Annotated in this window: 28 protein-coding genes and 1 tRNA gene; 13 read left to right on the forward strand and 16 right to left on the reverse strand. The window is 55.5% G+C overall.

Annotation, left to right across the window (positions count from 1 at the left end):
- From tilS to W02_RS03965, 9 genes are all read right to left on the reverse strand, one after another.
- The gene (tilS, locus tag W02_RS03925; protein ID WP_173044992.1) at positions 1 to 1389 is read right to left on the reverse strand and encodes a tRNA lysidine(34) synthetase TilS; all 1389 of its coding nucleotides are present in this window, start codon (positions 1387 to 1389) and stop codon (positions 1 to 3) included.
- A gap of 74 nt (positions 1390 to 1463) precedes the next feature.
- Entirely contained in the window at positions 1464 to 2414 is a 951-nt protein-coding gene (locus W02_RS03930) for a bifunctional riboflavin kinase/FAD synthetase (protein WP_173044993.1), read from the reverse strand.
- A complete protein-coding gene (hemB, locus tag W02_RS03935; protein ID WP_173044995.1) occupies positions 2411 to 3388 on the reverse strand; it encodes a porphobilinogen synthase in 978 nt (325 codons plus the stop codon). Before hemB ends, W02_RS03930 begins: the two co-directional genes overlap by 4 nt.
- A gap of 2 nt (positions 3389 to 3390) precedes the next feature.
- Entirely contained in the window at positions 3391 to 3783 is a 393-nt protein-coding gene (locus W02_RS03940) for a cyclic nucleotide-binding/CBS domain-containing protein (RefSeq protein ID WP_173044997.1), read from the reverse strand.
- Positions 3784 to 3842: 59 nt separating this feature from the next.
- A complete protein-coding gene (gene cobA / locus W02_RS03945; protein WP_173045000.1) occupies positions 3843 to 5402 on the reverse strand; it encodes a uroporphyrinogen-III C-methyltransferase in 1560 nt (519 codons plus the stop codon).
- Positions 5399 to 6337 carry a hydroxymethylbilane synthase gene (hemC, locus tag W02_RS03950; protein WP_173051355.1) on the reverse strand — a complete coding sequence of 313 codons (939 nt, stop codon included), beginning with the start codon at positions 6335 to 6337 and terminating at the stop codon, positions 5399 to 5401. The genes cobA and hemC overlap by 4 nt, the downstream gene beginning before the upstream one ends.
- Before the next feature lie 21 nt (positions 6338 to 6358).
- Entirely contained in the window at positions 6359 to 6679 is a 321-nt protein-coding gene (locus W02_RS03955; RefSeq protein WP_173045002.1) for a hypothetical protein, read from the reverse strand.
- Positions 6680 to 6691: 12 nt separating this feature from the next.
- A complete protein-coding gene (gene hemA, locus W02_RS03960; RefSeq protein ID WP_173045004.1) occupies positions 6692 to 8068 on the reverse strand; it encodes a glutamyl-tRNA reductase in 1377 nt (458 codons plus the stop codon).
- Positions 8068 to 8871: an inner membrane protein YpjD gene (locus tag W02_RS03965; protein ID WP_173045013.1), complete on the reverse strand. Its 804-nt coding sequence runs from the start codon at positions 8869 to 8871 to the stop codon at positions 8068 to 8070. Before W02_RS03965 ends, hemA begins: the two co-directional genes overlap by 1 nt.
- A gap of 2 nt (positions 8872 to 8873) precedes the next feature.
- On the opposite strand from W02_RS03965, the gene W02_RS03970 reads away from it, so the two are divergent.
- Positions 8874 to 9683: a 16S rRNA (cytidine(1402)-2'-O)-methyltransferase gene (locus W02_RS03970; protein WP_173045014.1), complete on the forward strand. Its 810-nt coding sequence runs from the start codon at positions 8874 to 8876 to the stop codon at positions 9681 to 9683.
- Here the strand turns inward: W02_RS03970 and W02_RS03975 are convergent.
- The 3 genes from W02_RS03975 to W02_RS03985 form a co-directional block, all read right to left on the reverse strand.
- A complete protein-coding gene (locus W02_RS03975; protein WP_232068647.1) occupies positions 9662 to 9922 on the reverse strand; it encodes a sulfurtransferase TusA family protein in 261 nt (86 codons plus the stop codon). The genes W02_RS03970 and W02_RS03975 overlap by 22 nt on opposite strands.
- Before the next feature lie 137 nt (positions 9923 to 10059).
- Positions 10060 to 10821 (reverse strand): hypothetical protein, encoded by a 762-nt coding sequence (locus W02_RS03980; RefSeq protein ID WP_173045015.1) that lies wholly within the window; start codon positions 10819 to 10821, stop codon positions 10060 to 10062.
- A 201-nt stretch (positions 10822 to 11022) separates the two neighbouring features.
- Positions 11023 to 11109 (reverse strand) — tRNA-Leu (locus tag W02_RS03985).
- A gap of 162 nt (positions 11110 to 11271) precedes the next feature.
- On the opposite strand from W02_RS03985, the gene W02_RS03990 reads away from it, so the two are divergent.
- The 12 genes from W02_RS03990 (at position 11272) to alr (ending at position 20059) form a co-directional block, all read left to right on the forward strand.
- Positions 11272 to 11550, forward strand: a complete 279-nt coding sequence (locus tag W02_RS03990) for a Fe(2+)-trafficking protein (RefSeq protein WP_173045016.1) — start codon at positions 11272 to 11274, stop codon at positions 11548 to 11550.
- A gap of 136 nt (positions 11551 to 11686) precedes the next feature.
- Positions 11687 to 12154 (forward strand): bifunctional nuclease family protein, encoded by a 468-nt coding sequence (locus W02_RS03995; protein ID WP_173045017.1) that lies wholly within the window; start codon positions 11687 to 11689, stop codon positions 12152 to 12154.
- 1 nt (position 12155) lies between these two features.
- The gene (locus W02_RS04000) at positions 12156 to 12662 is read left to right on the forward strand and encodes a bifunctional nuclease family protein (protein ID WP_173045018.1); all 507 of its coding nucleotides are present in this window, start codon (positions 12156 to 12158) and stop codon (positions 12660 to 12662) included.
- A 35-nt stretch (positions 12663 to 12697) separates the two neighbouring features.
- Positions 12698 to 13126, forward strand: a complete 429-nt coding sequence (rplM, locus tag W02_RS04005) for a 50S ribosomal protein L13 (RefSeq protein WP_173045019.1) — start codon at positions 12698 to 12700, stop codon at positions 13124 to 13126.
- 33 nt (positions 13127 to 13159) lie between these two features.
- Positions 13160 to 13552 (forward strand): 30S ribosomal protein S9, encoded by a 393-nt coding sequence (gene rpsI / locus W02_RS04010; RefSeq protein WP_173045021.1) that lies wholly within the window; start codon positions 13160 to 13162, stop codon positions 13550 to 13552.
- Between the two features lie 73 nt (positions 13553 to 13625).
- Entirely contained in the window at positions 13626 to 14690 is a 1065-nt protein-coding gene (argC, locus tag W02_RS04015) for an N-acetyl-gamma-glutamyl-phosphate reductase (protein ID WP_173045023.1), read from the forward strand.
- An 18-nt stretch (positions 14691 to 14708) separates the two neighbouring features.
- Positions 14709 to 15932 (forward strand): bifunctional glutamate N-acetyltransferase/amino-acid acetyltransferase ArgJ, encoded by a 1224-nt coding sequence (argJ, locus tag W02_RS04020; protein ID WP_173045025.1) that lies wholly within the window; start codon positions 14709 to 14711, stop codon positions 15930 to 15932.
- Between the two features lie 217 nt (positions 15933 to 16149).
- Positions 16150 to 16923 (forward strand): 30S ribosomal protein S2, encoded by a 774-nt coding sequence (gene rpsB / locus W02_RS04025; RefSeq protein ID WP_173045027.1) that lies wholly within the window; start codon positions 16150 to 16152, stop codon positions 16921 to 16923.
- Between the two features lie 54 nt (positions 16924 to 16977).
- Positions 16978 to 17574: a translation elongation factor Ts gene (tsf, locus tag W02_RS04030; RefSeq protein ID WP_173045029.1), complete on the forward strand. Its 597-nt coding sequence runs from the start codon at positions 16978 to 16980 to the stop codon at positions 17572 to 17574.
- Positions 17571 to 18296, forward strand: a complete 726-nt coding sequence (gene pyrH / locus W02_RS04035; RefSeq protein WP_173045031.1) for a UMP kinase — start codon at positions 17571 to 17573, stop codon at positions 18294 to 18296. The genes tsf and pyrH overlap by 4 nt, the downstream gene beginning before the upstream one ends.
- Positions 18297 to 18313: 17 nt before the next feature.
- Positions 18314 to 18877 carry a ribosome recycling factor gene (gene frr / locus W02_RS04040; RefSeq protein ID WP_173045033.1) on the forward strand — a complete coding sequence of 188 codons (564 nt, stop codon included), beginning with the start codon at positions 18314 to 18316 and terminating at the stop codon, positions 18875 to 18877.
- 30 nt (positions 18878 to 18907) lie between these two features.
- Positions 18908 to 20059: an alanine racemase gene (gene alr / locus W02_RS04045; protein WP_173045035.1), complete on the forward strand. Its 1152-nt coding sequence runs from the start codon at positions 18908 to 18910 to the stop codon at positions 20057 to 20059.
- On the opposite strand, the gene W02_RS04050 is transcribed toward alr, so the two are convergent.
- The 4 genes from W02_RS04050 to W02_RS04065 form a co-directional block, all read right to left on the reverse strand.
- A complete protein-coding gene (locus tag W02_RS04050) occupies positions 20056 to 21405 on the reverse strand; it encodes an OmpP1/FadL family transporter (RefSeq protein WP_173045037.1) in 1350 nt (449 codons plus the stop codon). The genes alr and W02_RS04050 overlap by 4 nt on opposite strands.
- 89 nt (positions 21406 to 21494) lie before the next feature.
- Positions 21495 to 24188 carry an ATP-binding protein gene (locus W02_RS04055; protein WP_173045039.1) on the reverse strand — a complete coding sequence of 898 codons (2694 nt, stop codon included), beginning with the start codon at positions 24186 to 24188 and terminating at the stop codon, positions 21495 to 21497.
- Positions 24189 to 24457: 269 nt separating this feature from the next.
- Positions 24458 to 25114, reverse strand: a complete 657-nt coding sequence (locus tag W02_RS04060) for a PIG-L deacetylase family protein (protein WP_173045041.1) — start codon at positions 25112 to 25114, stop codon at positions 24458 to 24460.
- Between the two features lie 39 nt (positions 25115 to 25153).
- Positions 25154 to 25963: a sugar phosphate nucleotidyltransferase gene (locus tag W02_RS04065; RefSeq protein ID WP_173045043.1), complete on the reverse strand. Its 810-nt coding sequence runs from the start codon at positions 25961 to 25963 to the stop codon at positions 25154 to 25156.
- Between the last annotated feature and the right edge of the window lie 32 nt (positions 25964 to 25995).

A 25995-nucleotide genomic window follows, 5' to 3' on the forward strand; every position in this document is an offset into this window, starting at 1 on the left:
CTATCGAACTCCTTCTTGAGCAGTTCCTGCACTCACCGTCACGACGAGGCAACGGGACGTCCCGTCATGAACACGAAACCGTTCATCCTCACGGCGCCCCACGACCCAGAGAATCCCTTCCGGAGCTGTCAGCAATGGAATGGCGCTTCGCTCCGGTCTGGCTATTTTCATATCGGTAAACAGATCCTGCACTTTCTTCCGCTTGCCCCCCATGCCGATGGGATGAAAACAGTCGCCGTTTCGCCATCCGCGAAGCATCAGCGGCTCAGACATGCGATCGGCATCGAATACGGCCAAATGGCCGGGCCGGGTTTTCAGTAGCGGCAAGGCGGTCTCGCGTGGCAACACTTGTACATGAATTTCCTGGTCCGTTCCAGGCCAATAGACAGTCGATGGGATGGAAACGGCCACGGCTTCATGACTATTCACTTTGGTCGTCCGACTGCTACCGGATCCTGCCGGACCTTTTGACAACCACAGATATTCGCGGTCGCAACTGACATGTCCATCACGCAATGCGGTGATAGCTCCTTGCTTTCTCGTCAGGCAAAATCTTCTCACCGCTTCGACGACGCGGAAGCTCGACGCCAGGCCTTTTGCTTCCACTTTTCTGAGCATGAGCCGAATGAGCCTCCGCTGAATGGCAATCGGCAGGGCGGCACATTCTCTTCGACGCAGTCGTTGTCGCCCCGCAGCATCAATACTGACAAAGGAGCCATACAGCCGCCGGACGACCTGCTCTAGATACGCTTCGTCCTCTCTCAGGAGGGCCGCCTGACGTTGCAGCAAAGGGACGACGGCAGGCACTATCTTCTCCATAAGCGGCAGCACCTCGCTTCGAACCCGGTTCCGACGGTAGCGATCGCTCTTATTGCTGCTATCGCGCCGATAGGTCAGACGATTTCGCGCCAAATACTCCATGACGTGCTGACGCGTGACGGCCAACATTGGCCGGATAATGAATCCGTCCCGTGAAAATGGCATCCCTGCCAATCCGGTCAACCCTGAACCGCGGAGCAACCACAAGAGGACAGTCTCGGCCTGATCGTTCGCCGTATGTGCGGTGAGAATCCGATCAGCCCCATACTCGACCCTGAGCCTCGCCAGAGCATCATAACGAAACTCTCTGGCCAGTTCTTGCAGCGAGGAAGCCCCCGGCCGCTTTTTCAGTGTGTGATGTTGCACGATGAGAGAGATGCCCTGCGCGCGGCACAATTCGGATACGAACGCCTCGTCCCCCTCGGACTCGGCTCCCCGCAGACCATAATTGAAATGGACGGCGGTCAACTTGAGGTTCCAGGAAGTCGCCAGGGCCGCTACCAAGGAGAGTAGCGCTGTTGAATCCGGCCCGCCCGAGACGGCCACCAGCACATGCTGCCCAGTCGTCATGAGCCGCTCCTGTCGAATCGTTCGGACGACTCTTGTGAAAAGCGGATCTTTCGGGCTTGGGCCGACTCTCGGTTTCATACTCCCACACTGCCAGCTTGGCGTCGAAGAATTGCCGTTACCTGTTCGACATCCCGTGCAATCTGAGCAGACAACGCTTCCGGTGACCCGAACGCGCAATCGCCGCGAAGCCGTTCAACGAACTCGACCGTCAATGGCTGTCCATACAAATCCTGATTGTGATTGAGCAGATAGGCTTCGATCAGCCGTTCGCCCGTTGCAAACGTCGGCCTGGTCCCAATATAGACGGCGGCATCATGCTTCACCCCTTCAAGACAGGCCCAACCTGCATACACTCCGTCCGGCGGGAGAACTCGGTGTACTGGGACCGAGAGATTGGCGGTAGGCCATCCCATCGCCTGCCCTTGCTGCCTTCCAGAAATGACCGGGCCGGTGATACCGTACACCCGCCCCAACAGAGCAGCCGCCCGCGCCATGTCCCCGGACTGGATACAATGACGGATCCTGGTTGAACTCACCACTTCACCGTTAACGGTGATGGGTGCAAACGGGTGGACTGCAAATCCCAGTCTATTCCCGAACCGTACGAGATCATCGATACGTCCTGACCGGCCCTTGCCGAAGGCGAAATGCTCCCCGACGAAAATCTCTGCAATCCCCAGCGACCGATGCAACACATGGTTGGCAAACTCTTCCGCCGCCATGGCCGCCAGTTCGGAAGTGAATTCGAGATAGACGACTTCATCGACACCGGCCGCCTCGAAGCGAGACAGTTTTTCCTCTGGACTCGTCAGGAACTTGAGATCGACGTGAGGAGCCAGCACCCTGATGGGATGCGGTTCGAATGTCAGGACGATGGCCGTCCCTTGCCGTTGCTTGGCGCGTTCAACAACCGTCTGCAGCAGCGCACGATGGCCGCGATGATGCCCGTCGAAATTTCCGATCGTCGCGACCGGATACGGGCGCGGGCGAACGTCGGACAATCCCCGCGTGACGGTCATGGTCATGGGGTATGAAGGAGGCGCGCGGCGTCTTTTGCAAAATATGTCAGAATCAGGTCGGCACCCGCACGCTTGATGGCCAGCAAGGACTCCAGCATGGCTCGGGATTCGTCGATCCACCCTGCTCGGCCAGCAGCTTTAATCATGCTGTACTCTCCACTGACCTGATATGCGGCGATCGGAAGTAATATCCGACTCCTCGCCATGGCGATGATGTCCAGGTATGGCAATGCCGGCTTGACCATGACAATGTCGGCCCCTTCTTCGACATCGAGAGCGATTTCTCGCATGGCTTCACGCCCGTTCGCGGGATCCATCTGATACGATTGGCGATCGCCGAACTGGGGCGATGAGCCGGCCGCCTCGCGGAAGGGTGCATAGAAACAGGACGCGAATTTCGCCGCATAGACCATAATCGGCAACTCGGTGAATCCGGCTCGATCCAGTTCGGCTCTGATGGCAGCCACACGGCCGTCCATCATATCCGACGGCGCGACCATATCAGCGCCCGCCTCGGCATGCGATCGCGCCATGGCCGTGAGACATTCCAGCGTTTCGTCGTTCACAATCTTACCGTCCCTCACGATGCCGCAATGACCATGGTTGGTGTACTCATCGATGCAGACGTCCGTGACGACAGTCAATTCCGGGACTTGCTTCTTGAGTGTTCGGACCGCGCGCTGGACGATTCCCTTGGGATCGAATCCAGAGCTTCCCCGTTCATCCTTCCGGTCAGGGATGCCAAATAGAATGATGGCCGGAATACCAAGATCCCGAATCTCGGCAGCCTCTTTCACGAGCAGGTCGACTGACAGCCGGTATTGTCCCGGCATCGAGCCGATCTCCTCCCGACGATCGTGTCCTTCAGTCACAAAAATAGGGTAGATAAGATCAGCCCTGGACAGGCTGGTTTCCCGCACCATTCGACGAAGGGCTTCACTCTGCCGAAGCCTACGAAGCCGTTGGACCGGAAAAGCCATCGCTACTTCCTGGGCAAGTTGGTCAAGAACACGACAAGATCGCGAACTGAAATCATGCCGACCAATTTGCCGTCCCGGCTCACGCCGAGATGCCGCATGTGCGTTTGAGCCATTAAATCGTTGGCATCAAGCAAGGTCTTGCCTTCTTCGATGGTCATGATCGGAGCGGACATGATCTGCTCGACCGACGTCTTGTGAGTGTCCGCTCCAGCCGCGACGACTCTCCTGACCATGTCGGTGTCGGTGATGATGCCGACAATCTCCTTGCTGTTGGTCACGAAGAGACTTCCGATACCCTTGTCGCGCATGATACGGGCTGCCGTTTGGACATCGGTATCACGTTCCACCGTGACGAACTTTTCCCTGGGAATCATGAAGGACTTCACCGGCACCATATCGACACTCCTTTATTAAATGGATGGATACTGATCATAACAAGATAAGAATTACCTGCTCACGCACCTGACACCGCCACACGAGCTCCTTCAGCGAAATATTTCACGATCGCTTCCGCCAATGCAGGCACGGTATTTTCTGGCGGCATGATCGTCACTGTGAGACCGCACTCCTCCGCAGTCTGTGCGGTGACTGGTCCGATGCAGCCGACAATGGCGTTCACAGTCAACCGCCGTGCTTCGTCCCGTCCCCCGATCAGTTCCACGAAGTTTCGGACTGTCGACGAACTGGTAAAGGTGACGACGTCCACCTTTCGATCTTCAAAAAGCGGAGCGAGTGGATTCGCGTCCTCGCCTGGTGCAATCGTACGGTAAACGGGAACCACATCCACTTGAGCACCCATCTGGCTCAGCTGCTGCGGGAGAATTTCTCTCGCAATTTCCGCACGTGGAATCAAAATGCGCTTCCCTTTCATCTCCTGCTCCGACAATGAGGCGAGAATCCCTTCAGCTTGGTACTCTGCCGGGATGAGATCCGCGGTCAGACCATATGTCGCGAGCGCATCGGCGGTGCGGGGGCCGATTGCACAAATGCGAAGATGGCCCAGAGCCCGTACGTCCTTCCCAGCGGCTCGCAGCCGATCCATGAACGGTCTCACCCCATTGACACTGGTGACGATAAGCCAATGGTACGCCTGCAACCGGGAAATAGCCTGGTCGACAATGGTCCAGGTTGGCGGCGGAATGATCTGAATGACCGGGACTTCGATAGTCTCAGCGCCGAATGCTGTCAGAAGCCGAGCAAACTCATGTGCTTGCTCCTTCGGTCTGGTCAAAAGCACGCGCTTACCAAACAGCGGCCGTCTTTCGAACCAATTCAACTGTTCTCTGAGTTTGACGACGTTGCCGACAATGATGACCGTCGGAGGCTCGAATCTCGCTCGTTCGGCTTTCGCGACGATATCGCGCAGTGAACCGATCACCGTCTGCTGTTCGGCTCGCGTTCCCCAGCGGATGGCGGCGACCGGCGTATCGGAGGCCCTGCCTTCCTGAAGCAGCCGAGACACGATAGCCGGCAGTGTCTTCATTCCCATCATGAAAACCAAGGTGCCTGACGTTGCTGCAAGCTTTGGCCAGTCCATAACCGGAGAGGGTTTCGACGGATCCTCATGACCGGTGACGATGGTCACCGTCGAAGCCATCGTGCGATGGGTGACCGGAATTCCGGCGTAGGCCGGAACGGCCACCGCAGCCGTCACACCTGGAACAACTTCAAAATCGATCTGCGCTTCCGCTACGGCTTCCGCTTCCTCCCCGCCCCGTCCGAACACAAACGGATCTCCGCCCTTCAGACGGACCACGACTTGGCCGGCCCTCGCCCGTTCGATCATGACTTTATTGATATCATCCTGATTTTGATATTGCCCCCTCCCACGGCGGCCGACATAGACGCGCTCGGCAGATTCCCGAGCATGCCGCAGCAGCGCAGGATTGGCGAGGTGATCATAGAGAACGATATCCGCCTGCTCCAAACACGCCTTGCCCTTGAGTGTCAGCAGACCGGGATCCCCGGGCCCCGCACCTACCAAAAACACTTTCCCGCGATTCGATTTCGTCACGGAGCAGTTCCATAGATGGTCTGCAGAATTCGATCGCCTCCGCGTGCAAGCAGCCGTTCCGCCAGCGTCACTCCGGCAGCGATCGGGTCTTCTGTCCGACCTTCGACTCGGTCCCGAATCACTTCTTTGCCATCGACGCTGGCGACCACACCTTCCAACATCACCTTATGATCCTCCAGCCTTGCATGCGCGGCAATGGGCACCTGACAGCCTCCTTGCAGGCGGTGAAGCAGCGCCCGCTCGGCGCGAACCGCCGTCCGTGTCCGCTCATGTTCCAGGGCGGCGAGCAGCGAGCGTACAAACTGATCATTCGCCCGCCCTTCTATTCCGAGCGCTCCCTGTCCGATTGCGGGCAGGCAGATGGACGGATCGAGATACTCAGTAATTTCATGGCCCCAGGTCAGTCGCCTCAGACCTGCCGCGGCGAGGATAATCGCGTCGTACTGACCATCCCGCAACTTCTTGAGCCGAGTATCGAGGTTTCCTCGCAGCATCGTGATCGAAAGATCGGGTCTCGCCTGTAGAAGCTGAGCCTGACGCCGAAGACTGCTGGTTCCAACCCTCGCTCCCAGCGGCAAGTCTTTGAACTTACGACCGTCACGACTGATCAGCGCATCGCGCGGATCTTCCCGTTCAGGGACGCACAGCAGTTCCAATCCTGCCGGCAACTCGGTCGGCACGTCTTTCATGCTATGGACCGCCAGATCAATCTCGCCCGACAGGAGCGCGTCCTCAATTTCCTTAACGAACAGCCCTTTCCCGCCAATCTTCGCCAGCGGAACGTCAAGAATCTTGTCACCGGACGTCTGAATCCGTCGAATCTCGACAGTCACGGCGGGAGCAATGTCCCTCAACCGCGATTGAACCCATTCACTTTGGCGGACGGCCAGTTTGCTGCCGCGAGTCCCTAATACCAACGTCGATCGCTTTGACATCAATGGCATGATGAAATCAACTCATGGTCCCGTTTGTGGATTCGGCGGATATTCAATCGGCACTGGCGTCTTCCCGGGTAGCTTTTCTCCGTTGGACATGTGACTCGACGATTCGGGGCCGGTCTGTGTCGGAAGCACGGTCCGATAGGACGAAGAAACCAAAAAGTAACTCATGAGCCCCAAGATCGAGAGCAGATACACGATGACATCCCACCGAAATCCACCTTGCGCTCGATAATCGAACCCGCACGCGGGACAATCAGGCAAGGTCTCGTACCCGAGATAGGCCTTTCGGCATTGGGGACAGGTAAATAATTTGGGGCCTTTTGTGGCAAGTCCCATGACTGCCTCCGATCATCCTGTTGAACCGGAACGCTCGGTTCTCGTTTGAGACGCAGTCTCTTCAATGTCATCCGCCGGTTTGTAGTGCGTCGTGTTCGTTCCATTGACTGAAGTGCCATCGCCATCCGTCAAATTAAAGAATCGTCTGGCGGCTTCGACGAACGCAGCCCCGCCCGTGGATGCGACTTCCGCTTTGAGCGTGATCATCGTGTTATGGATCAGTTTATTGACGATCGAGGACGCCATGCCCTCGACCAGTTCTCGCTCCTGGACCGAAAGATGCAGGAGACGTCCCAAAGTCTTTTCAACCTCCGTCCGCTTGATATCCTCTGCACGCGTTTTCAATGCGACGATGGTAGGAGTGACTTCCAGGGATTGAAGCCATTGTTTGACGACGACGACTTCTTCAACGACCATGTGCTCGGCCCGTTCCGCTTCCTGAAGCCGTTCACCGCGATTCTGCTCCACCCGAAATTTCAGGTCGTCGATGTCGAACAAGAACGCGTTGTCGATGTCCCGGACGGATGGATCGATATTTCGGGGGACGGAGATGTCGATCAGGAACATGGGACGGTTCATGCGTTGACGAACCGCCCGCTGCACTTCTTCGACTCCGATCAGATAGTGTGACGCACCGGTCGAAACCAGCACGATGTCGGCAGAAGCCATGTCCTCGCGGAACTGCTCGAATGCCACCGCGGTACCTCCGAACCGGTCGGCCAATTCCAGCGCGTGCTGGGCAGTTCTGGTGGTGACGCGCACATGACGCACGCCGTTGGCAATGAAATGCCGGGCGGCCAGTTTTGCCATTTCACCGGCGCCAACCAGCAGGACCGTCTTGTCGCTCAAGTCGGAAAAGATCTTCTTAGCTAGCTCGACGGCCGCATAGCTGACCGATACAGCCATTTCCGCGATCTTCGTGTCCGTGCGGACTCGCTTGGCGACGGATATGGCCTTTTTCACGATTTTGTTCAGAATCAATCCGGTGGACTTGTGTGCGAGAGCCGTCTCAAATGCCTCTTTGACCTGTCCCAAAATTTGCGACTCGCCGATGATCATCGAGTCGAGGCTCGCTGCGACGCGGAAGAGATGGGCGATCGCACGGTCGCCCGTATGACAATAGAGATGAGGGATCAACTGATCTGATGACAGCGCGAGATGGGCATCGGCAAGGAACTCCTGAATGCGACCGTATCCGGATTCCAACTCGTCAACCACCGCATAGACTTCAACGCGATTACAGGTGGACAGCAGCATGCCTTCACGGACGCCTTCATAGGCACGGAGACGCGTCAGCGCCTCTCCGATGCGGCTTTCCGAGATGGCCAGTTTTTCCCGGATTTCCACCGGAGCGGTTTTATGACTCAATCCGACGAGGACAATGTGCATTACGATACCGTCCCGGAGCTTTTGACGGCGACGCCGACGAGGGTCAGGATGACACAGGCGAACCCGATGATCGTGAGATACGCCGCCCGTTTTGCCCGCCATCCCACCGTCAGCCTTCCGACAAGCACGATAAAGTAAAAGAGCCAGGTGACGAGCGCCCAGGTTTGTTCGGGGTTCCAGTTCAAATAGGCTCCTCTTGCAAATTCAGCTGAAATGGCCCCCGTAATGATGCCCAAGGTCAAAAGCGGGAATCCGAGTACGATGGACTGCTGGTTCAGTTCATCCAGGAAGTCCAATGCGGGCAGCTTCGAATACAGCACATTGAAGCGTTTGGACTTGAGAAGTTTGTCTTGAATCAGATACATGACACCCGCCACAAAGGCGATGGTAAATCCCACGGTACCCAGCATGCTCAATGTCACATGTACCCATAGGGTTCGGAAAACCGGCTGCAGCGTGGGTACGGTTTCCGGCAATGCGGCAGCGGAAACGAGCGACAAGAGCGCCATCGGAAGGATGAATGATCCAAGTACATGCAGGCGATGACGAAACTCCACTGCGAGGAACACCAGAATGAGCATCCAGGAGAAAAATGACAGTGCCTCATGAAAGCTCGGCGAAGATGTCCCGGCGATTCCGAACATCCTGGCAACGATGGCCAGCGTATGGGTTCCGAACCCGATAGCCGTTATGCTCAGCGCTACGGTTGAGAGAGCTTCAGCCCGCCTGATAAGCAACCCAAGGAAAGCCACGGTCGCGGCAAAATACAGCGCGATCGTAACCATAAAAAACAAGGCGGCCATTAATGGCTATCCCCTTAAATTTTCAGGACAATCTGACAGAATTTGAACAGGCGATTATATCGGCGATGGAACGGAGGAGTCAACATAAGGTCCCAGTAAATCCCAAGTTGGGCACGCTGTATGTGATCGGCACCCCGATCGGAGATGTTGACGGGATTACGCTTCGCGCGATCAATACGTTGAAGAAAGTGGCAATAGTTGCGGCAGAAACTCCTCTTGTCGCAACAGCCGTCCTATCTCAATACGCCATACACACCCGTGTGACCAGTTATGGTCCTCGTCATCTGCACGAAAAGATTGCCGTCCTGATCACTGAATTGAAACGAGGTGTGGATATCGCCCTGGTGTCAGACAGCGGGATGCCCGTAATCTATGACCCTGGCTGTGCGCTCATCCACGCGGCACATGAAGCAGGTCTGTCCGTCAAGGTCATCGCGGGCCCTTCGGCCTTGACGGCTGCGGTTGCGCTTGCCGGGTACTCGGGAGATCGCATCCTGTTCGAAGGGCGTCTACCTCGTACGAAACAGGGATTACGCAAATTTCTCACCCGACTCCGTCATGAAGGACGGACGACGGTTCTTTTTGTGGAAGCACACAGGAGTGCGGATATATTAACCGCGCTTGTAAGCACCATGCCCCGTCGTGCGGTCGCTCTGACGATAAATATGGAGCGACCTCACGAGACCGTGTTGCGGGGACGGCCACGAAGCGTTTTGGAAATGCTGACCAGACAAAAGGTCCTTGGTAAGGCCACGCTGGTCATCAAAGGGATAGCGTCAAAGAAGAGAAATCAATCGTCTGCGCGGCGTTGAATGGTCACGCGATACGATTGATTGACCGGCTCTTCGGCAAGGACGGTGTGTCCTTCGTTCCGTACACTTTGAGGGACATTCTTAATGGGATCTCCAGCATCCAGAAGGACCGAAAGAATCTGCCCCTCCTGCATGGCTTCAAGCTTGAGCTTCGTTTTCACAAAATTATAGGGACAAATCACGCCTCGAAGATCCAATTCCGCATCGATCCCCTGCGCGCTGCGGCCGTTAGTGTTCACTTGATCCTTCACCCATAAATATTTGCTTGATGGAGAAATCGTACCAGGAGAACCCCTCGGTCAGCAAGCTTCGTTGCGGCGTCAAAAAAATGGGGCAGCCTCGCGGCTGCCCCATTTCAGATTCCGTCTAGCTAATTCTAGTTCAGACCCTTGACCAAGTTCGGCTTACCAGCATCAGTTCCATAATCAGACTTGTTCTGAAGCTTGGTTTCCGGGGCAACGGTCTGATAGCCCCATCCCGGCTGCGGTTCACAATTCCAGCAGGGAGCGGCACCCGTATATTCACCCACCGTGGTGGTGATCCCAGAATTCACCTGACCGGGAAGCACGCCACCTGCAATGCCGCCAGTCATGCTATTGCTGCTCGTATCGATCCCGCGTTCGGTCATCGGATTCGGACGCTGTCCAAGTCCGCCGAATCCTGCCAACTTTTCATTGCCTCGAAGGACGGTAATTTCACGAACCAATTTGCGTCCGGTTCCGTACGGCTGAGAGTTGGTCGTTTCCTCGACCGCCTGAATGGTGACATCATCCCCGGTTTCAATCACTCGGAGTTGATCCATGTTCGTACGGTCATCGAAATACACAGTCCGATAATCCATCGCACCGCCGCCCGCACGCCCTTCATCGTGGGAACTTCCTCCGCCTTCTAGGTGCATCTTCTTCCCTGGAATATCAATGGCGAGCACACGGCCGAACACCGTCTCATTTTGTGACAGCCGATCGAGGAAATTAGATCGATCAAAGGTGGTCACGCGGGTGCTCGAACCAGAGACGTCTCCGACTCCTGTACCAACACCCATACCTGACTGGTTGGACTGTAGGCGCTCCTGCGCCCCTACCACACTCACGGAGCCGACAAGAAGTACTGCCGCTCCCAGTGCCAACACGTTACGCATGTGCTGCCTCCTTAGGTGAGTTAGAAAATGAAAAATGACGGACGACAAGAAAATAGGACCTGTGAATCATGAAGAGTTGGATGTATTTTCATCATCCTAGGAAGCGGACTATAGGCCACCTGCAAATACATGTCAAGAGGCATCGAGTTCTGCAAACCACCGATAAGTTATTGAACTTCAAATCACATCCCTTGTATTCGCTGGTGCCCGGAGGGAGGGTCGAACTCCCACTCTCTTGCGAGAACCGGATTTTGAGTCCGGCGCGTCTGCCAGTTCCGCCATCCGGGCAAAAGGTTTAAACAGCTTATATCGGAATGGGCGTTTCTAACATGCCGGCGGGTAAGGGTCAATGACAGGCCTATGATTGATCTTCTCTTGAGTGCTAAGATGATGGCATCTTCATGCTGGATTCACTTTCAAGCCTTTGATTTGAAGGAGGACGAACACGCTATGAGCGAAGTGCAATGTGTGACCTGTGGCCAACCTGGAGAATCAATCACCGACCAGTTGTTCATGGGAAAACTGGAAACAGAAATCAAGGCGAAAGTCTGCAAACCATGCTGGAAAAAATGGGAATCGATGCGAGTGATGGTCATCAACGAATATCAAGTCAATCTCGGCGACGAGAGCGGGCGTGAGCTCGTAAAAAACCAAATGAAGGCGTTCCTCAAGATCGGTGCGCAGGCAGACACTTCCAAACTGGATCAGAACTATCGACCTCAGCCATAGCTGCCGAGTTTTCGAGTGCGAGTTTTCTCCTGCGATCTCGTCGACTTCGTTGACAGAGCAAAACGGAAAATGCTATGGTGCGCTCTTCTTCCATTTTTGAAGAAGACCATTGCTTGGCAAACCCAAAGACCACGTCATGATTACGCAAATGCATCTCAAAGGGTTGATGTTCGACCCCTATAACAACGCGTATATCGTCATCCTGCGCGACGAAGATGGAGCTGAGATGCTCCCCATCTGGGTCGGGAAGGCAGAGGCCGGATCGATCAGCATGGCGCTTGAAAATGTCGCGCCGCCGAGGCCGATGACACATGATTTCATGAAGTCGTTTTTGGATGCTTATGACGCCAAGGTGCTCAGTGCCGTCATCACCGACCTCTCGGAACATACGTATTTCGCCAAGATCCATATCATGTACGGTGATTCCGAATACACGGTCGATGCCAGACCTAGCGATGCCATTGCACTGGCCTTGCGGTGCAACGCACCCGTATTCGCCAAGGAGACCGTATTGACCAAACAAAGCTCCGAGGAACTTGAGCAGTGGCTGGAAAATCTCAAGCCGGAAGACTTTGGAAAACTCGATTCGAGTGACGAGAAGTGAGATGAGCGATCAGCAAAGCCTTCCGCACAAGTCAGCAGTCGAATTTCGCGTCGACCGCGTGCTGGATGAGTCCAATACCGATACCAAAATTGTCGTCCTCGTGAGACAGGATGGACAACCGGACAACTTCCCGATCTGGGTGGGATCTTCTGAAGGACATGCCATCAAGCTTGCGTTCGACGCCACGGTCACACCACGACCGATGAGCCACGATCTCATCAAGAGTTTCGCCGATCATTTGGGCGTCACGATCCGAGAGGTGGTCATCACCGACGTAAAAAACAGCACCTATTTTGCGACTGTGCATCTCGAAAATAACGGCCTGGAGCGCACAGTGGACGCAAGGCCGAGTGACGCCCTGTCGTTGGCACTGCGGATCCGCTGTCCCATTTTCATCACGCAAGACGTGCTCGAACGAAGAAGCACGATCAACCTGGATGCCTGGTTGGCCAAATCGGCTTCGAAAACCATCGATACGAATGATGCGAAGGAAGTGCAGGAAACCTGATCCTACCTCTCGACCCGAAGGAGCATGAGCGAACCATGTCGACTTATTTGCAAAAACCGCTTGAAGTGCAGGAAAAATGGTATGTGGTCGATGCCGAAGGCAAAACGCTGGGCCGTCTGGCCGCCCGCGTCGCCGCCATGTTGCGAGGCAAGCATCGCCCGACATTCACGCCGAACGTCGACATGGGTGACCACGTCGTCGTCATCAATGCAGAAAAGATTCATCTTACGGGCGACAAGATGGAAACGAAACTGTATCGAAGCCACTCGGGATATCCGGGCGGATTGAAGACCGCGACCGCGAAACATGTGTTCCGGAAAGATCCGACACGCTTGCTGGTTGAAGCGATTGAAGGCATGCTGCCAAAAACCCCGCTCGGCAATCACATGGCGAAGAAGCTTCGTGTCTATGTAGGTTCTTTACATCCTCACCGTGCGCAGAACCCGGAAACAATCACGCTCTAAGAATTCACACGACGACGAAGGAGGCACAGCAGCATGGCAGCCGCGACTCAATATGCAACCGGACGACGGAAATGTGCGATTGCCCGAGCCTGGGTTACCGGCACTGCGGGCGACATCACGATCAACGATCTCCCGCTGGAAAAGGCGTTCCCCCGTTTGACGCTCAGGCAGATCATCCAGTTGCCTCTCGAGCTCGCCGGAGTGACCGGAAAATTCTCGATCAAAGCTACCGTACATGGCGGCGGTCCCACTGGACAGGCCGGCGCGATCAGACATGCGATTGCACGGGCGCTGGTGGCACTGAGCCAGCCGCTGCGGGCGCCGTTGAAAAAAGAAGGCCTGCTGACCAGAGATTCCCGTGTGAAAGAGCGCAAGAAGTACGGTCAAAAAGGGGCGCGAAAGCGTTTCCAATACTCGAAGCGTTAATTCAGGAGCCACAGGATGACAAAAGGGAAGGCTCCAGAGGCCTTCCCTTTTTTGTGTCTTTAGCTGACCTCACATGAGTCACAAAGAGATACGAGTCGCCATTGCCGGCGCCAGCGGATATGCCGGTGCTGAATTGGTTCGTTTAGCCGCTCTGCATCCTCACTTCGAACTCGTAGCGGTTACATCAGAAAAATCGGCCGGGACGCCGGTGGCCAAGGTCTTCCCAAGCCTCGCAGGCCTTGTCTCTTTGACGTTTCAGTCACTCACGCCTGAAGCCCTTCTGGAAAATGCGGATGCGGTTTTTCTGGCTCTACCCCACACCAAATCTATGGAGCCGGTGGCGAATTGCATGAAAGTTGGGCGAGCCGTCGTCGACTTGAGTGCGGACTTCCGGCTGAGAGATTCCTCCGTCTATCAGCGCTGGTACCAGACTCCTCATACACATGCCGACCTTTTACCGCACGCGGTCTATGGTCTGCCTGAATTGCATCGTGACCACATTGCCAAGGCAAAACTGGTTGCATCGCCAGGCTGCTACCCGACGGCCGCGATCCTTCAGTTGGCGCCCTTGTGTGCCCGTGGCCTCATTGAACCTCACACGGTGGTCATCGATGCCAAATCCGGAATTTCTGGAGCCGGACGCAGCCCTGCACTGCCCTACCATTTTCCTGAAGCCCATGAATCGCTGGAGCCGTATAAAATCGGCCAGCACCGCCACATTCCGGAGATTGAGCAGGAACTGCAAGCGCTGCTTCCATCGCAACCGAATCACGCGCCATTTTCTGTGGCCTTCACTCCGCACCTCGTACCAATGAATCGTGGAATTTTGAGTACGGCCTATTGTCGCCTGACGCGGGCGACAGCATTGCCCGAACTGCGGACACTCTATGAAACGTTTTATAAGGACGCACGATTCGTGAGGCTGACGGGAGACATCGTGCCCAATCCGCGCTATATCAAGGGTTCGAATTATTGCGACATCGGCATCTATGTGGATCAGAGGGCGGGTTGGGTGGTTACGGTTGCCGCCTTGGATAACCTGGTCAAAGGAGCGGCAGGCCAAGCCATTCAAGCGATGAATCTGATGCTCGGGTTGCCCGAAGAAACCGGACTCACCGCCCCTGCTGCCTACCCCTAACTCCCGATACCGGATTTCATGGCCACCGCCAAAAATTTCAACGGCCAATCACGCGGAGTCACAGCACCAAGGGGTTTTCGCGCCGGCGGGATTCATTGCGGCATCAAGAAGGCCGGTGCGCTCGATCTCGCATTGATTGTCTCCGAACGGTCTGGGCCGATTGCCGGTGTATTTACGCAAAACCGGGTCGTCGCAGCGCCGGTTCTACTCGATCGTCTGCACCTCAAACACGGAATCGGCCGCGCCATCATCGTCAATAGCGGGAACGCCAATGCCTGTACCGGCAGGCAGGGCATGGATGCCGCACGGGCCACTGCAGCCGCCGCGGCACGCGCACTAAAGATTTCCACGCATGAAGTCTTTGTCGGATCGACGGGAGTCATCGGTCGCGCGTTGCCAGTAGACAAACTTCTGAGAGCCGTCCCCTCACTGGCAGCTGCAACCAGTTTGGGTGGAGGAATTCTGGCTGCCCGCGCGATCATGACCACGGACGTGCATCCCAAATACACGGCGAAGCAGGCTCGTATCAACGGACGTCCCGTCACCGTAGGCGGAATGGCTAAAGGATCGGGAATGATCCACCCACACATGGCCACCATGCTCGGATACGTCACCACCGACGCCGCCATCACCCGTTCCGCACTCAAAAAGGCACTGATGGTCGCTACGAATGAATCATTCAACTGCATCTCTGTGGACGGAGATACCAGTACCAACGACACGGTCCTTTGCTTGTCAAACGGAATGGCCGGGAATTCACAGATCCGTGAGGGAACCGTCGGCTATCGACAGTTTGTCCGACTCTTGATCGACGTGTGTCAGATACTGGCGCTATCCATCTGCCGGGATGGAGAAGGTGTGACCAAAGTCGTCAAGATTAGCGTTCATGAGGCCAAGACCGCCGCCCAAGCCCGTCTAGTCGCCCAAACCATCGGCACATCTAATCTGGTGAAGACGGCGCTGTTCGGCGAAGATGCGAACTGGGGACGCATCATGGCTGCCATCGGCCGATCGGGTGTTCCTGTTGATCCATCACACATCAGTATTTCCTTCGGAGGGGTGCCGATGGTGCGGAAAGGCGCGGGGTTGGGCCTCGCAGCTGAACGCCGTATTGCCAAGGTATTCCGGCAAAAAGAGTTCACAATCGACGTAGGCCTCGGGCAGGGACAACACCGCAGCCATTTGTGGACAACCGATCTATCTTTCGACTATGTCCGTATTAACGCAAGCTATCGATCATAGAGGACAATTCATCGATTTGATCCTTGTAAAGGCTGCGACGATCTGCTAATGTTCCAAGGTTCCGAGGTCGCAAGACCGCCTATTTCGCACATAATCCGGTGTGCGAGACAGACACACAAATACACATCGACGCGAATGCGTCGCTTGGCTTGAGTATAAGGGGTCACCCCTCGCCTGAACATTGGGCGTTCTGCAAGCCTTGAGGGGAGGTGAAGGTATGGGAGTGATCGCGATCAAGGAATTGCTCGAAGCGGGAGTCCATTTCGGCCATCAGACCAACCGGTGGAATCCCAAAATGAAGAAATTCCTCTTCGGTGAACGCAACGGCATCTATATTATCGATCTCCAACAGACCGTCGCGCGCATGGAGCAGGCCTATGCCTTCGTCCGCGATACGGTGGCCTCCGGCCAGTCCGTCCTGTTCGTCGGCACGAAACGGCAGGCGGCTGAAATTCTCCAAGAAGAAGCCACTCGAGCCAACATGTTCTATGTGAACCAGCGCTGGTTGGGCGGCATGCTCACCAATTTCCAGACCATCCGCCGCAGCATCGACAAGATGAAAAAGATCGAAGGTATGCTCGCAGATCCCGCGCAGCATGGCCTGACGAAGAAAGAAATCTCGCAGAAGCAGAAAGAACTCGTGAAACTGCAGAAGTTCCTGACCGGCATCAAGAACATGCGCGGGCTACCGGGAGCGGTCTTCATTCTGGACACCAGAATTGAACGCATCGCCGTGCAGGAAGCCACTCGTCTGGAAATCCCCGTCATCGCGATTATCGACAGCAATTGCGATCCCGATCACATCACGTATCCGATTCCGGGCAATGACGATGCGATCCGCTCGATCAGGCTGATCACCTCCAAGATCGCCGAGGCCTGCATTGAAGGAGCGCATTTACGGACCCAGCGCGAAGAAGCGGAATTCCAATCGCCGGCCACCAGCGACGTGCGAGTTGGGACTCCAAGTTTAGCGGGCGCTCCCGCGTCCTAAATCGACATCCCGCGGATCGATCTTTCACCGTTATAAAGAAAAGGACTGTTAGGTATGGCTGGATCAAGTCAGCTTGTTAAAGAACTCAGGGAAAAAACAGGCGCGGGAATTCTCGACTGTCAGAAAGCGCTCCAGGAAAACGGGGATGACGTCGAAAAAGCGATCGACTATCTGCGTCAAAAGGGATTGGCCGCGGCCCAAAAAAAAGCCGGTCGCGAAACCAATCAAGGTTTGATCCATGCCTACATTCACATGGGCGGCAAGATCGGCGTCCTGATCGAGGTCAACTGCGAAACCGATTTCGTGGCCCGCAACGAGGAATTCAAAGGATTCGTCAACGACCTGGCACTCCAGGTCGCCGCGGCGAAACCGCAATACGTCAGACGGGAAGACGTTCCGGCCGCGACCGTCGAAAAGGAACGATCGATTTTCGAGGGACAGGCCAAAGAAATGGGAAAACCGCCGGCCGCATGGCCGAAAATTATCGAAGGCAAACTCGAGAAGTTCTATCAGGAGAGTTGTTTGCTGGAACAGGCCTTCATCAAGGACCCTGCCGTCACGGTGAAAGAGCTTCTCTCTCAGAAAATTGCGAAAATCGGCGAGAACATGAACATTCGTCGGTTTACCCGCTATCAACTGGGCGAAGCATGAGTTCTGCCACCTACCGCCGCATCCTCCTCAAAGTCAGCGGAGAGATGTTGGCTGGTGAGCAGGGATACGGCATCCAGCCTTCGGTTCTGGAAGGACTCGCATCGGAAATCGCTTCCGTCGTTGCACTCGACATCGAAGTCGCCGTGGTCATCGGCGGAGGAAACATCTTTCGCGGAATCGCCGCCAGCGCGACTGGGATGGAACGCGCCTCGGCGGACTACATGGGCATGCTCGCCACCGTGCTCAACGCGCTCGCGCTTCAAAACGCACTGGAACGCGCCGGTGTGATGACACGCGTGCAATCGGCGATCGAAATGCGCCAACTGGCGGAGGGGTATATCCGGCGACGCGCGATCCGGCATCTCGAAAAAAAGCGTGTCGTCATTTTCGCGGGGGGCACCGGAAACCCGTATTTCTCGACCGACACCGCGGCTTCGCTTCGGGCCATGGAGATCGGTGCGCAAGTGATCATGAAAGGCACCAAGGTCGACGGCATCTATGACGCCGACCCGGTCAAGAATCCGTCCGCAAAAAAATACCGCGAGATCTCCTTTCTCGCGATCCTTAATCAGAATCTCAAGGTGATGGACGCCACGGCCATCAGTCTCTGCATGGACAACAACCTGCCCTTGATCGTGTTCAATCTCAAGGAACAGGGCAACTTCAAACGCGTCGCCACCGGCGAATCCATTGGCACGCTGGTCACCGCCGGACCGCGCTAACCATTCTCGGAGCCGCTATGCCTAACGCCGCTGCAATTCGCCAGACCATCACAGGGAAAATGGAATCGGCGCTCGAACACCTCAAGCGCGATCTCGCTGGACTGCGAACCGGCCGAGCGTCCATCGCTCTCCTGGATAATGTGCGCGTCGACTACTATGGAACAATGACGCCGCTTCGCCAGGTTGCCAACCTCTCCACTCCTGAAGCGCGTCTGATCACGATTACGCCTTGGGAACCGCAACTGATCAAGGAAGTCGAGAAAGCCCTGGCGACTTCAGGTCTGGGTGTCACACCCTCGAACGACGGGAAAATGATCCGTGTCCCATTGCCTCCATTGACCGAGGAGCGGCGCAAGGAACTGACCAAGATCTGCAAGAAACACGGCGAAGATACGAAAGTACACGTCAGAGGATTTCGTCGCGATGCCAACGAAGAGTTGAAGAAACTTCAAAAAGATGCCAAATTGACCGAGGATGAACTTCGGAAGTCCGAGACCGAGATTCAGAAGCTGACCGACCAATACACACAGAAAATCGACGATGTCATCAAGAAGAAAGAGCAGGAGATTCTTGAGGTATGACCTCCCTGCTGATTTCAACCAGTTGGCAGAGTGACTACGACATCGACCGTGCCCACGACTTACGCCCACGTTGATTTTTCGGCCCTCTCCCACAATCTTTCACTCATCTCCGGTATGATTCCCAATTCCTGCGGCATTCTCGCCGTCGTCAAGGCCAATGCCTATGGCCATGGCGCCGTAGAGACCGCACGTGCGCTCATCAATCAAGGCGTGTCCCGCCTCGCCGTGGTCTCCGTGGCGGAAGGGCTGACCCTGAGGGATAGCGGCATCACCGGGCAGATCGTGGTGCTCGGTCCAATCTTGGAAGCGCAAATTCCCGACCTGCTCGCCCGCGAACTCACCCCGGTGATCAGCGACCTGCGCACGTGTTCCGCCATAGCCCGTGCTGCCGCCGCCCTGGGCCGATCTGTCTCAGTGCATGTGAAGGTGGAAACAGGGATGGCACGTCTGGGACTCACGTCCGACGAACTTCCCCGTTTGTTCGAAGCTTTGGCTGACGTGAAATCGATCCGTATTGAAGGGCTCATGACGCATCTTGCCGATGCCGATGGGGATTCCAGCGATCTCACCGATGCGCAACTGCAGACCTTTCGTGCAACCCTTGGGACTTTCGCGCGTCGGGGTATCCATCTTCCGTTGGTGCATGTCGCAAATAGCGCCGCCATCCTCCGATTCCCCGAATCCCATTTTTCGCTCGTTCGTCCCGGCATCATGCTCTATGGCTATCACACGCTTCCGAAAACCGTCCCCTCTCCGAATCTCAAACCGGTTCTCCAGTTCCATTCCACCATCGTGCACTTGCGGACAATCGAGGCCGGAACCACCGTCAGCTATAATCGGACCTTCGCCGCAAGGCGGAAAAGTACGATCGCAGTCCTTCCCATCGGCTACGCCGACGGATATAACAGGCTGCTCTCGAATCGTGGGAAGGTACTCGTCCGAGGGAAGCGAGTTCCGGTAGCAGGGCTCGTCTGCATGGATATGACGATGATCGACGTGACCGAAGTACCCGACGTGCAAGTGGGAGATCGTGTCACGCTGATTGGACGGGACGGACAAGAGACCGTCTTCGCGGACGAAGTGGCCGACTGGATAGGCACAATTCCTTATGAAGTGTTATGTGGAATCGGAAGTCGCGTTCCGCGCTTGTACGATTCGCCGGCTGGAACGGTGCCAGTCTAAAAGGATAACCGGATCGAGACCCCTCCAGAGTGTAGAGTCGTTTTGTAGGTGCCGTTTACTGTTGGATTTCTGTTTCCCACCACCGTGCGATCTTCATACAGCGATGCCTGATAGGAAAAATCGAGACCAATGGTTGCGGTCTTGACGGCACCGATTCCCATTTCACCGCATTTCATCCATCCGAAGAGCCGCCCTTGTTTCTGACAGAGTAGGCCGATTCCTCCCCCGACAATGTGGACATCAGAGGAAGGAATTCCGGGATCGAACGTCTGATCGGGAACTTGGTTTTGCTGGTTGGTATATCCCGCACGCAGTGCAACGTCCCATCCCGGCATCGAATCAAGCGCGAGCCACTTGTATTCCGTGCCGGCCATCACCGCATATGTATCACGCCACTTGAGCGGCTGAGGAATCGTGGCGCCGTTGGCCAGATGCACGTCCAGATTGCGGGATGTACTCCACGATACATGATCCACGTCAAGTTCAAGTTTCCATTCGCGTTCGATCGTCCGAACGGGCCACAAAGCAATGGCTCCGGTCATCACTTGTGGCAGCACAAACGTTGCTGTCGCGTCCGAGACCTTGGAACCGTTCGCGAGCAGGGCTCCGGAAAGATGCATCGTCGCCTGGCTGCGATACACAAATCCGACGTTTGCGATGGGCTTTCCTTGATTATTGCGTAGGGCGGTATAGAGGATGCTGGCATTAAATCCAGCGGCCGTATCGCGCCCGAACAGTTCAACTCGCGCTCCGGCCGGAATGCCGAATCCGCCTGGCCAGATCGACTGCCGTTCGACATGTCCCTCTCCCACCGTTTGCGAAAACGTATAGATATCCGCGCCCAATCCAATCGAAAGACTCTCGGTCAGTCTATAGGCCAACGTTGGCTTAACGTCGAGGAGGGGCAAAGAACTGAATACTGTCGCCGTCCGGAACGGACCGTCGGTCGGCCACCGGGTGAGCGAACCAAACGGAACGGTGAGCCCGATGCCTACGGCGAGCGGACCAAGAAGCGTGACGCCCAAATCCGGCAGATTGGCGGTGAGATAGAAATGAGCCGGCGGGGGCCACGCCATGCTGCCGTTTCTGTCGCCGCGAGCCGTTGTGCCGTTTGCTCCCGTAAACGTCGTCGCCCCTCCCGTCAACAATCCTCCCGCCATGGATTCAATGCGCGGCAAGTGGGTAAGGCCAGCGGGGTTGTAATGCAGCGCAGATGCGTCATCAGCCTGAGCAGCAAAAGCATTGCCCATTCCTGAAGCCGCAGTCCCCTGACCCTGTATCCTGGGGACTTGGGCAATCGTCTCTGAATGAAGCAGCGCACCCGTCAACAAATAGACCAACCCCATGACGAAGCCATATACGCCTCGTGATCTACGCTTCCCCTTGGTGATTTGGTGAACCTGAAATGTGCTGTTTAAACTGGAACACTCCACCATTAGGCCTGTCCGCGATCTGCCGTTTCTGGGACGCCAAACCATGCGTCAACGATGTGGTCTAATTCTTCCGCCTCGAATGGTTTCAGTAGATAGGCCTGTGCGCCCATGCTGATCGCACGAACTGCCGCATCCTTCGCCCCGGACGCCGTGACCATAATGATTGGTAGCTGCTGATCCTTCTGCCTGATCCGCTTCAATACCTCCATACCGTCAAGAGAGGGAATGCCGATGTCGAGGATCATTCCTGAGAAGGTTTCAGCCCTTACGGCCTCCATGGCTTGCAGACCGTCACTTTCGGTCCGCACGTCGTAGCCTTTAGCCTGTAATCGATCCCCCAGCATCTGCCGGATGTCCATGTCGTCATCCACAACGAGAATTTTTGGCATACCATCCATGCTTCCCAAAGAGGGGGCTCCTACGAAGGAACGCAACGGAAGGGATACGCAAAACTCCGCGCCGCCGGGCTGTCCGCTTGCGACAACGATGGATCCACCATGAAGCTCCACCAGTGTGCGAACGATAGAAAGCCCCAATCCCAATCCCTTTGTCCCCGTGCGCCTTCCTTTCAGTTTGAAAAAAGGATCGAAGATCTTATCGGCGAATTCAGGTGCGACTCCCGGTCCCGTATCCAAAACAATGATCTCAACAGTCCGCAGACCTTCCTGCCGTACCGTCACGATGATGCGGCCCTCTTCCGGTGTGAATTTGATCGCGTTCTGCACCAGATTGGTCACGATTTGAAAAAGGCGATCTTGGTCCGCCCACACGGAAAGAACCTGGGTCGGATATAGGGCTTCGAGCTGCTGTCTTTTTGCTTGAGCCAATGGCCGCATCTGCTCGACCGCATCTGCGACCACCCTCGCAAGATCGATATCGCTGGGCATGAGTTCGAGACGGCCTGTCTGGATCCTGGTCCGATCCAATAATTCTTCGATCATACGGATGAGGCGGTCGGAATTCTCGAGAACCCGCGACAGATAACGTTGCTGTTTCTCATTCACCGGACCGGCCAAGCCGTCCAACATATTCTGAAGGAAACCCTTAATGGATGTGAGAGGGGTCTTCAGCTCGTGAGACACATGAGAAAGAAATTGGGAACGCAATCGGTCCGCCTGTTCGAGTTCTGCCGTCCGCTCGCGTACTTTGGCTTCCAGCCCGACGTTAAGCTCTTCGATCTGCTGATACGCCGCCGCATTGTTCAGAGCGCTTGCAACCTGATGGGCAAACGTCATGAGCAGTTCCAGATCGTCCAGCGTCAGGCAATGCTCCTGCATTCGATCGACCATCAGACTGCCGAGGATCCGATCCTGTGTCTTTAACGGCACAACAATGATGGATTTCGTTCCCATCATCAGAGCGAGTTCTCGATGCACCGGATGCAAACGCTCCCAAATAGCCCGGACATCGCCGATGAGAAGGGGCTTGCCCTGCAACAACACGTTTCCTTCCGGGCTTTCCGGATCCGTCACGGAAATCTGAACGGTCTGCGCAAATTCCTTGACCTCGTCGGTCACGCCCAAGACCCTGAGATCCTTTGAAACCTGCTTGGCCGAATCGTACGAGGAAATCATCGCACGGTCGTAATGCAACACACGGGTCAGGGTTTCCAGGATATGCTGATACAGAACCTCACGATCCAACGTCGAGCTGAATAAAATGCCCGCCCGATGGAGAGCGGTTAAATGGTTGATCTTGCGGCGCAGCTCAACGCGCGTCTGTTCCTGACCTCCATAGGCTTCGCGCAGTTCCTCGTGGCGCGATTCCGCGACATTGATCTGCTCCGTGATCAATGCCTGACGTTCACGGCTCTCCTGTCGAAGGCGTCTGTTCGTCACCAATACAGCCGCCAAGACGGGCACCAGCCCTGCCAGCGCCGTTTCCCCAAGACTGACCTCGGGAGACAACACCTGAGCCGAGAGGGACGCGAGGGCTCCAATCCCGCTTCCCCACAGTAACGGCCACGCGATCACCGGATGGGACTGTCTTGTCCACCTCACTTCCCACTCGCAATGCTCGTCCCCATGCACAATACACGTACGGTCCCTAACCGTAGCTGAAGGAAGGCTGTGCAGATGCAGCGGAACCATGGCAAGCCTTCCCTTGGCCGATTCACAGATCTGTGCCGCGCATGCCCTGCGGTATGGCCCAAATTGCCGGTACACACCTTCGGTCAGCGTCAGCCGCAAGATGGCCGACGCATCTGTGACATCGACGACGGTGTATTCCAACCCCCTGGCGAATTTCTGAGCAAAATACGGATACATCCGATAAATCTGCGCCAGACTGAATGGACGACCCAATGTTTGTATCAACGGGGAAATATGTTTCTCACGGCCTACGTTGAAGAAGAATTCAGGGTCGCCAGACAGCTCGCGACAAAACTCCCGCAGATAGGAAGCAAACTCATACGAATAGCTGTTCCACGCATTCTTCAGCTGACCCGGCGTCACATGGTGGTTGTGGTCCCATGCCCTTTCATTGAGAAGACGACACAGTTCAATAGACGCGTGTGCCGAAGCCTCAGGTCCCTTAGACCGGGCAATCCACTCCTCAAGATATTCAACATTGTCCCGAATGACGATTCCGCTGACATCGCCCACATGCGCGCCATGCTCATCGCGACCGAAAGGGACGTGCTGCATGCATGGTCTGTCTAGAATGGTTTGCTCGAGAGGAAACAAATGTTCCGTCATCCGCAAACTCCCGGTATGCGACAATTAAGGCGACGCGGCTCAGTACTAGCAACTTAGGAAGGCAAAGTATATACCGTGCTTATACGTACGCACGCCAAATGCCTTGAAACGAAGCGTTTAGGGCGTAAACCTCGTATCACGTGCTTGGCAGCCGAGCGTTCGTACGAATGCGGCGATTATCGGTTGTGATACGAGATAAGGAAGTGATGGATACAGAGAAGAGGGAGCCCGAAAACTAGGAGCAATCAGCGATACCTCGGCGGGAAAAGCTAGACAACCATTTTTCGACAGTAGAATGCTTCGGCATACTTTTCTGGCGCGTTGGACTCGATACCGCGGATGCGCATGACAGAAAGAAAGGTATCTTCGGAAAACCACTGCTTTCCGCTTTGAGTCCGAAAACAATCAATGATGGTGCGTATCTTTTTCCGGCAGGTCTCAATGTCGAGATGGACGAATAGGTTCGGACTTCCAAAATCTCCATCGTACTTGGGAATTTCGTACTCGAGAATCAAGTGGTCGCGGAAGGTGTTCCAAGTTAATTCCGATACCAATCGATGGTCTTGATGCAGGTCGTCACGGTAATGGGTGAGAATCATATCCGGTTCATAGGTTCGCTTGAGAGTCTCAAAGAATCGCTTGATCTGTTTTCCCGAATAGGGAAAGATTCCGTCAGGAAAACTTTTGACGATGATCTGCTTTCGCCGGACGTGCTGAAGAAATCGCCTCGCTCCGTGTATCGCCTCTTTGCGTCTGATCGACCGGGCGCTGAGCACCACCCATATGATTTCGATGGCATTGCCGTACTGCTTCACCAGTTTCAACAGGGTGCCGCCGCATCCGATCTCGATATCATCAGAATGGGCGCCGACACAGAGGACTGATACGCGGTTCTTGCGAGCGAGACGTGACTTCAGGTCAAACATGCTCAAATGTTCCAACTCGCAGGCAGGAGACGACGAACCTCACGCGCACTCTTCGTACAGGCTGAGATTCTGCCTCTCTCTCCAGACTGCCCACGGAGCCTTGCCCCTCGCATAGAGATCATCCAGCAACATCTTGTCTTTGAAGGTGTCCATCGCCGCCCAGAAGCCATTGTAGGTATACCCGACCAACTGGTCTTCCTTGATCAGACGCTGAAAGGGAGCATGGACCAACTCTTCACCCTCGCAGATGTACTTGAAAATCTCCCGTTTGAAGATGAAATACCCGCCGTTGACACGGATTCGAGAGTGCGACAACTCATCTAAACGCGTGATACGCCCATCACCGGCCATCGTCACTTGATGCATACTCAGCCGAGGGGTGATGCACAGACAGCTGGCAATGACATTGCGGGCACGAAAATGAGCCAGGTGATCCATATGCGGGAGGTCGGTCAAGCCATCGGTATAGTTGGCAAGAAAAGCCTCGTCCTTGCCGATGTGTTCTTCAACCGATTTCAGCCGTTGCCCGACTGTGGATTGAATCCCTGTATCCACGAACGTGATCTTCCAATCCTGAATATCCGCATTCAACAATTTGATCTGCTTCCCGCCATCGGTGAGCACAAAGTCGTTGGAGACGCATTCGTCGTATCGAAGGAAATATTCCTTGATGGCATCCGCACCGTACCCAAGACAGAGAATGAATTCCTTGTGCCCAAAATGCGCATAATATTTCATGACATGCCAGATGACCGGCCGGTACCCGATCGGGACCATGGCCTTCGGAACCTTTTCAGAATAGTCTCGAAGCCGAAGCCCGAGCCCCCCGCAGAACAGAACGACTTTCATAATGGTGATAGCGGTACTTGGAATGGAAAATT

It is taken from the genome of Nitrospira sp. KM1 (genome assembly GCF_011405515.1).
Taxonomy (GTDB): domain Bacteria; phylum Nitrospirota; class Nitrospiria; order Nitrospirales; family Nitrospiraceae; genus Nitrospira_C.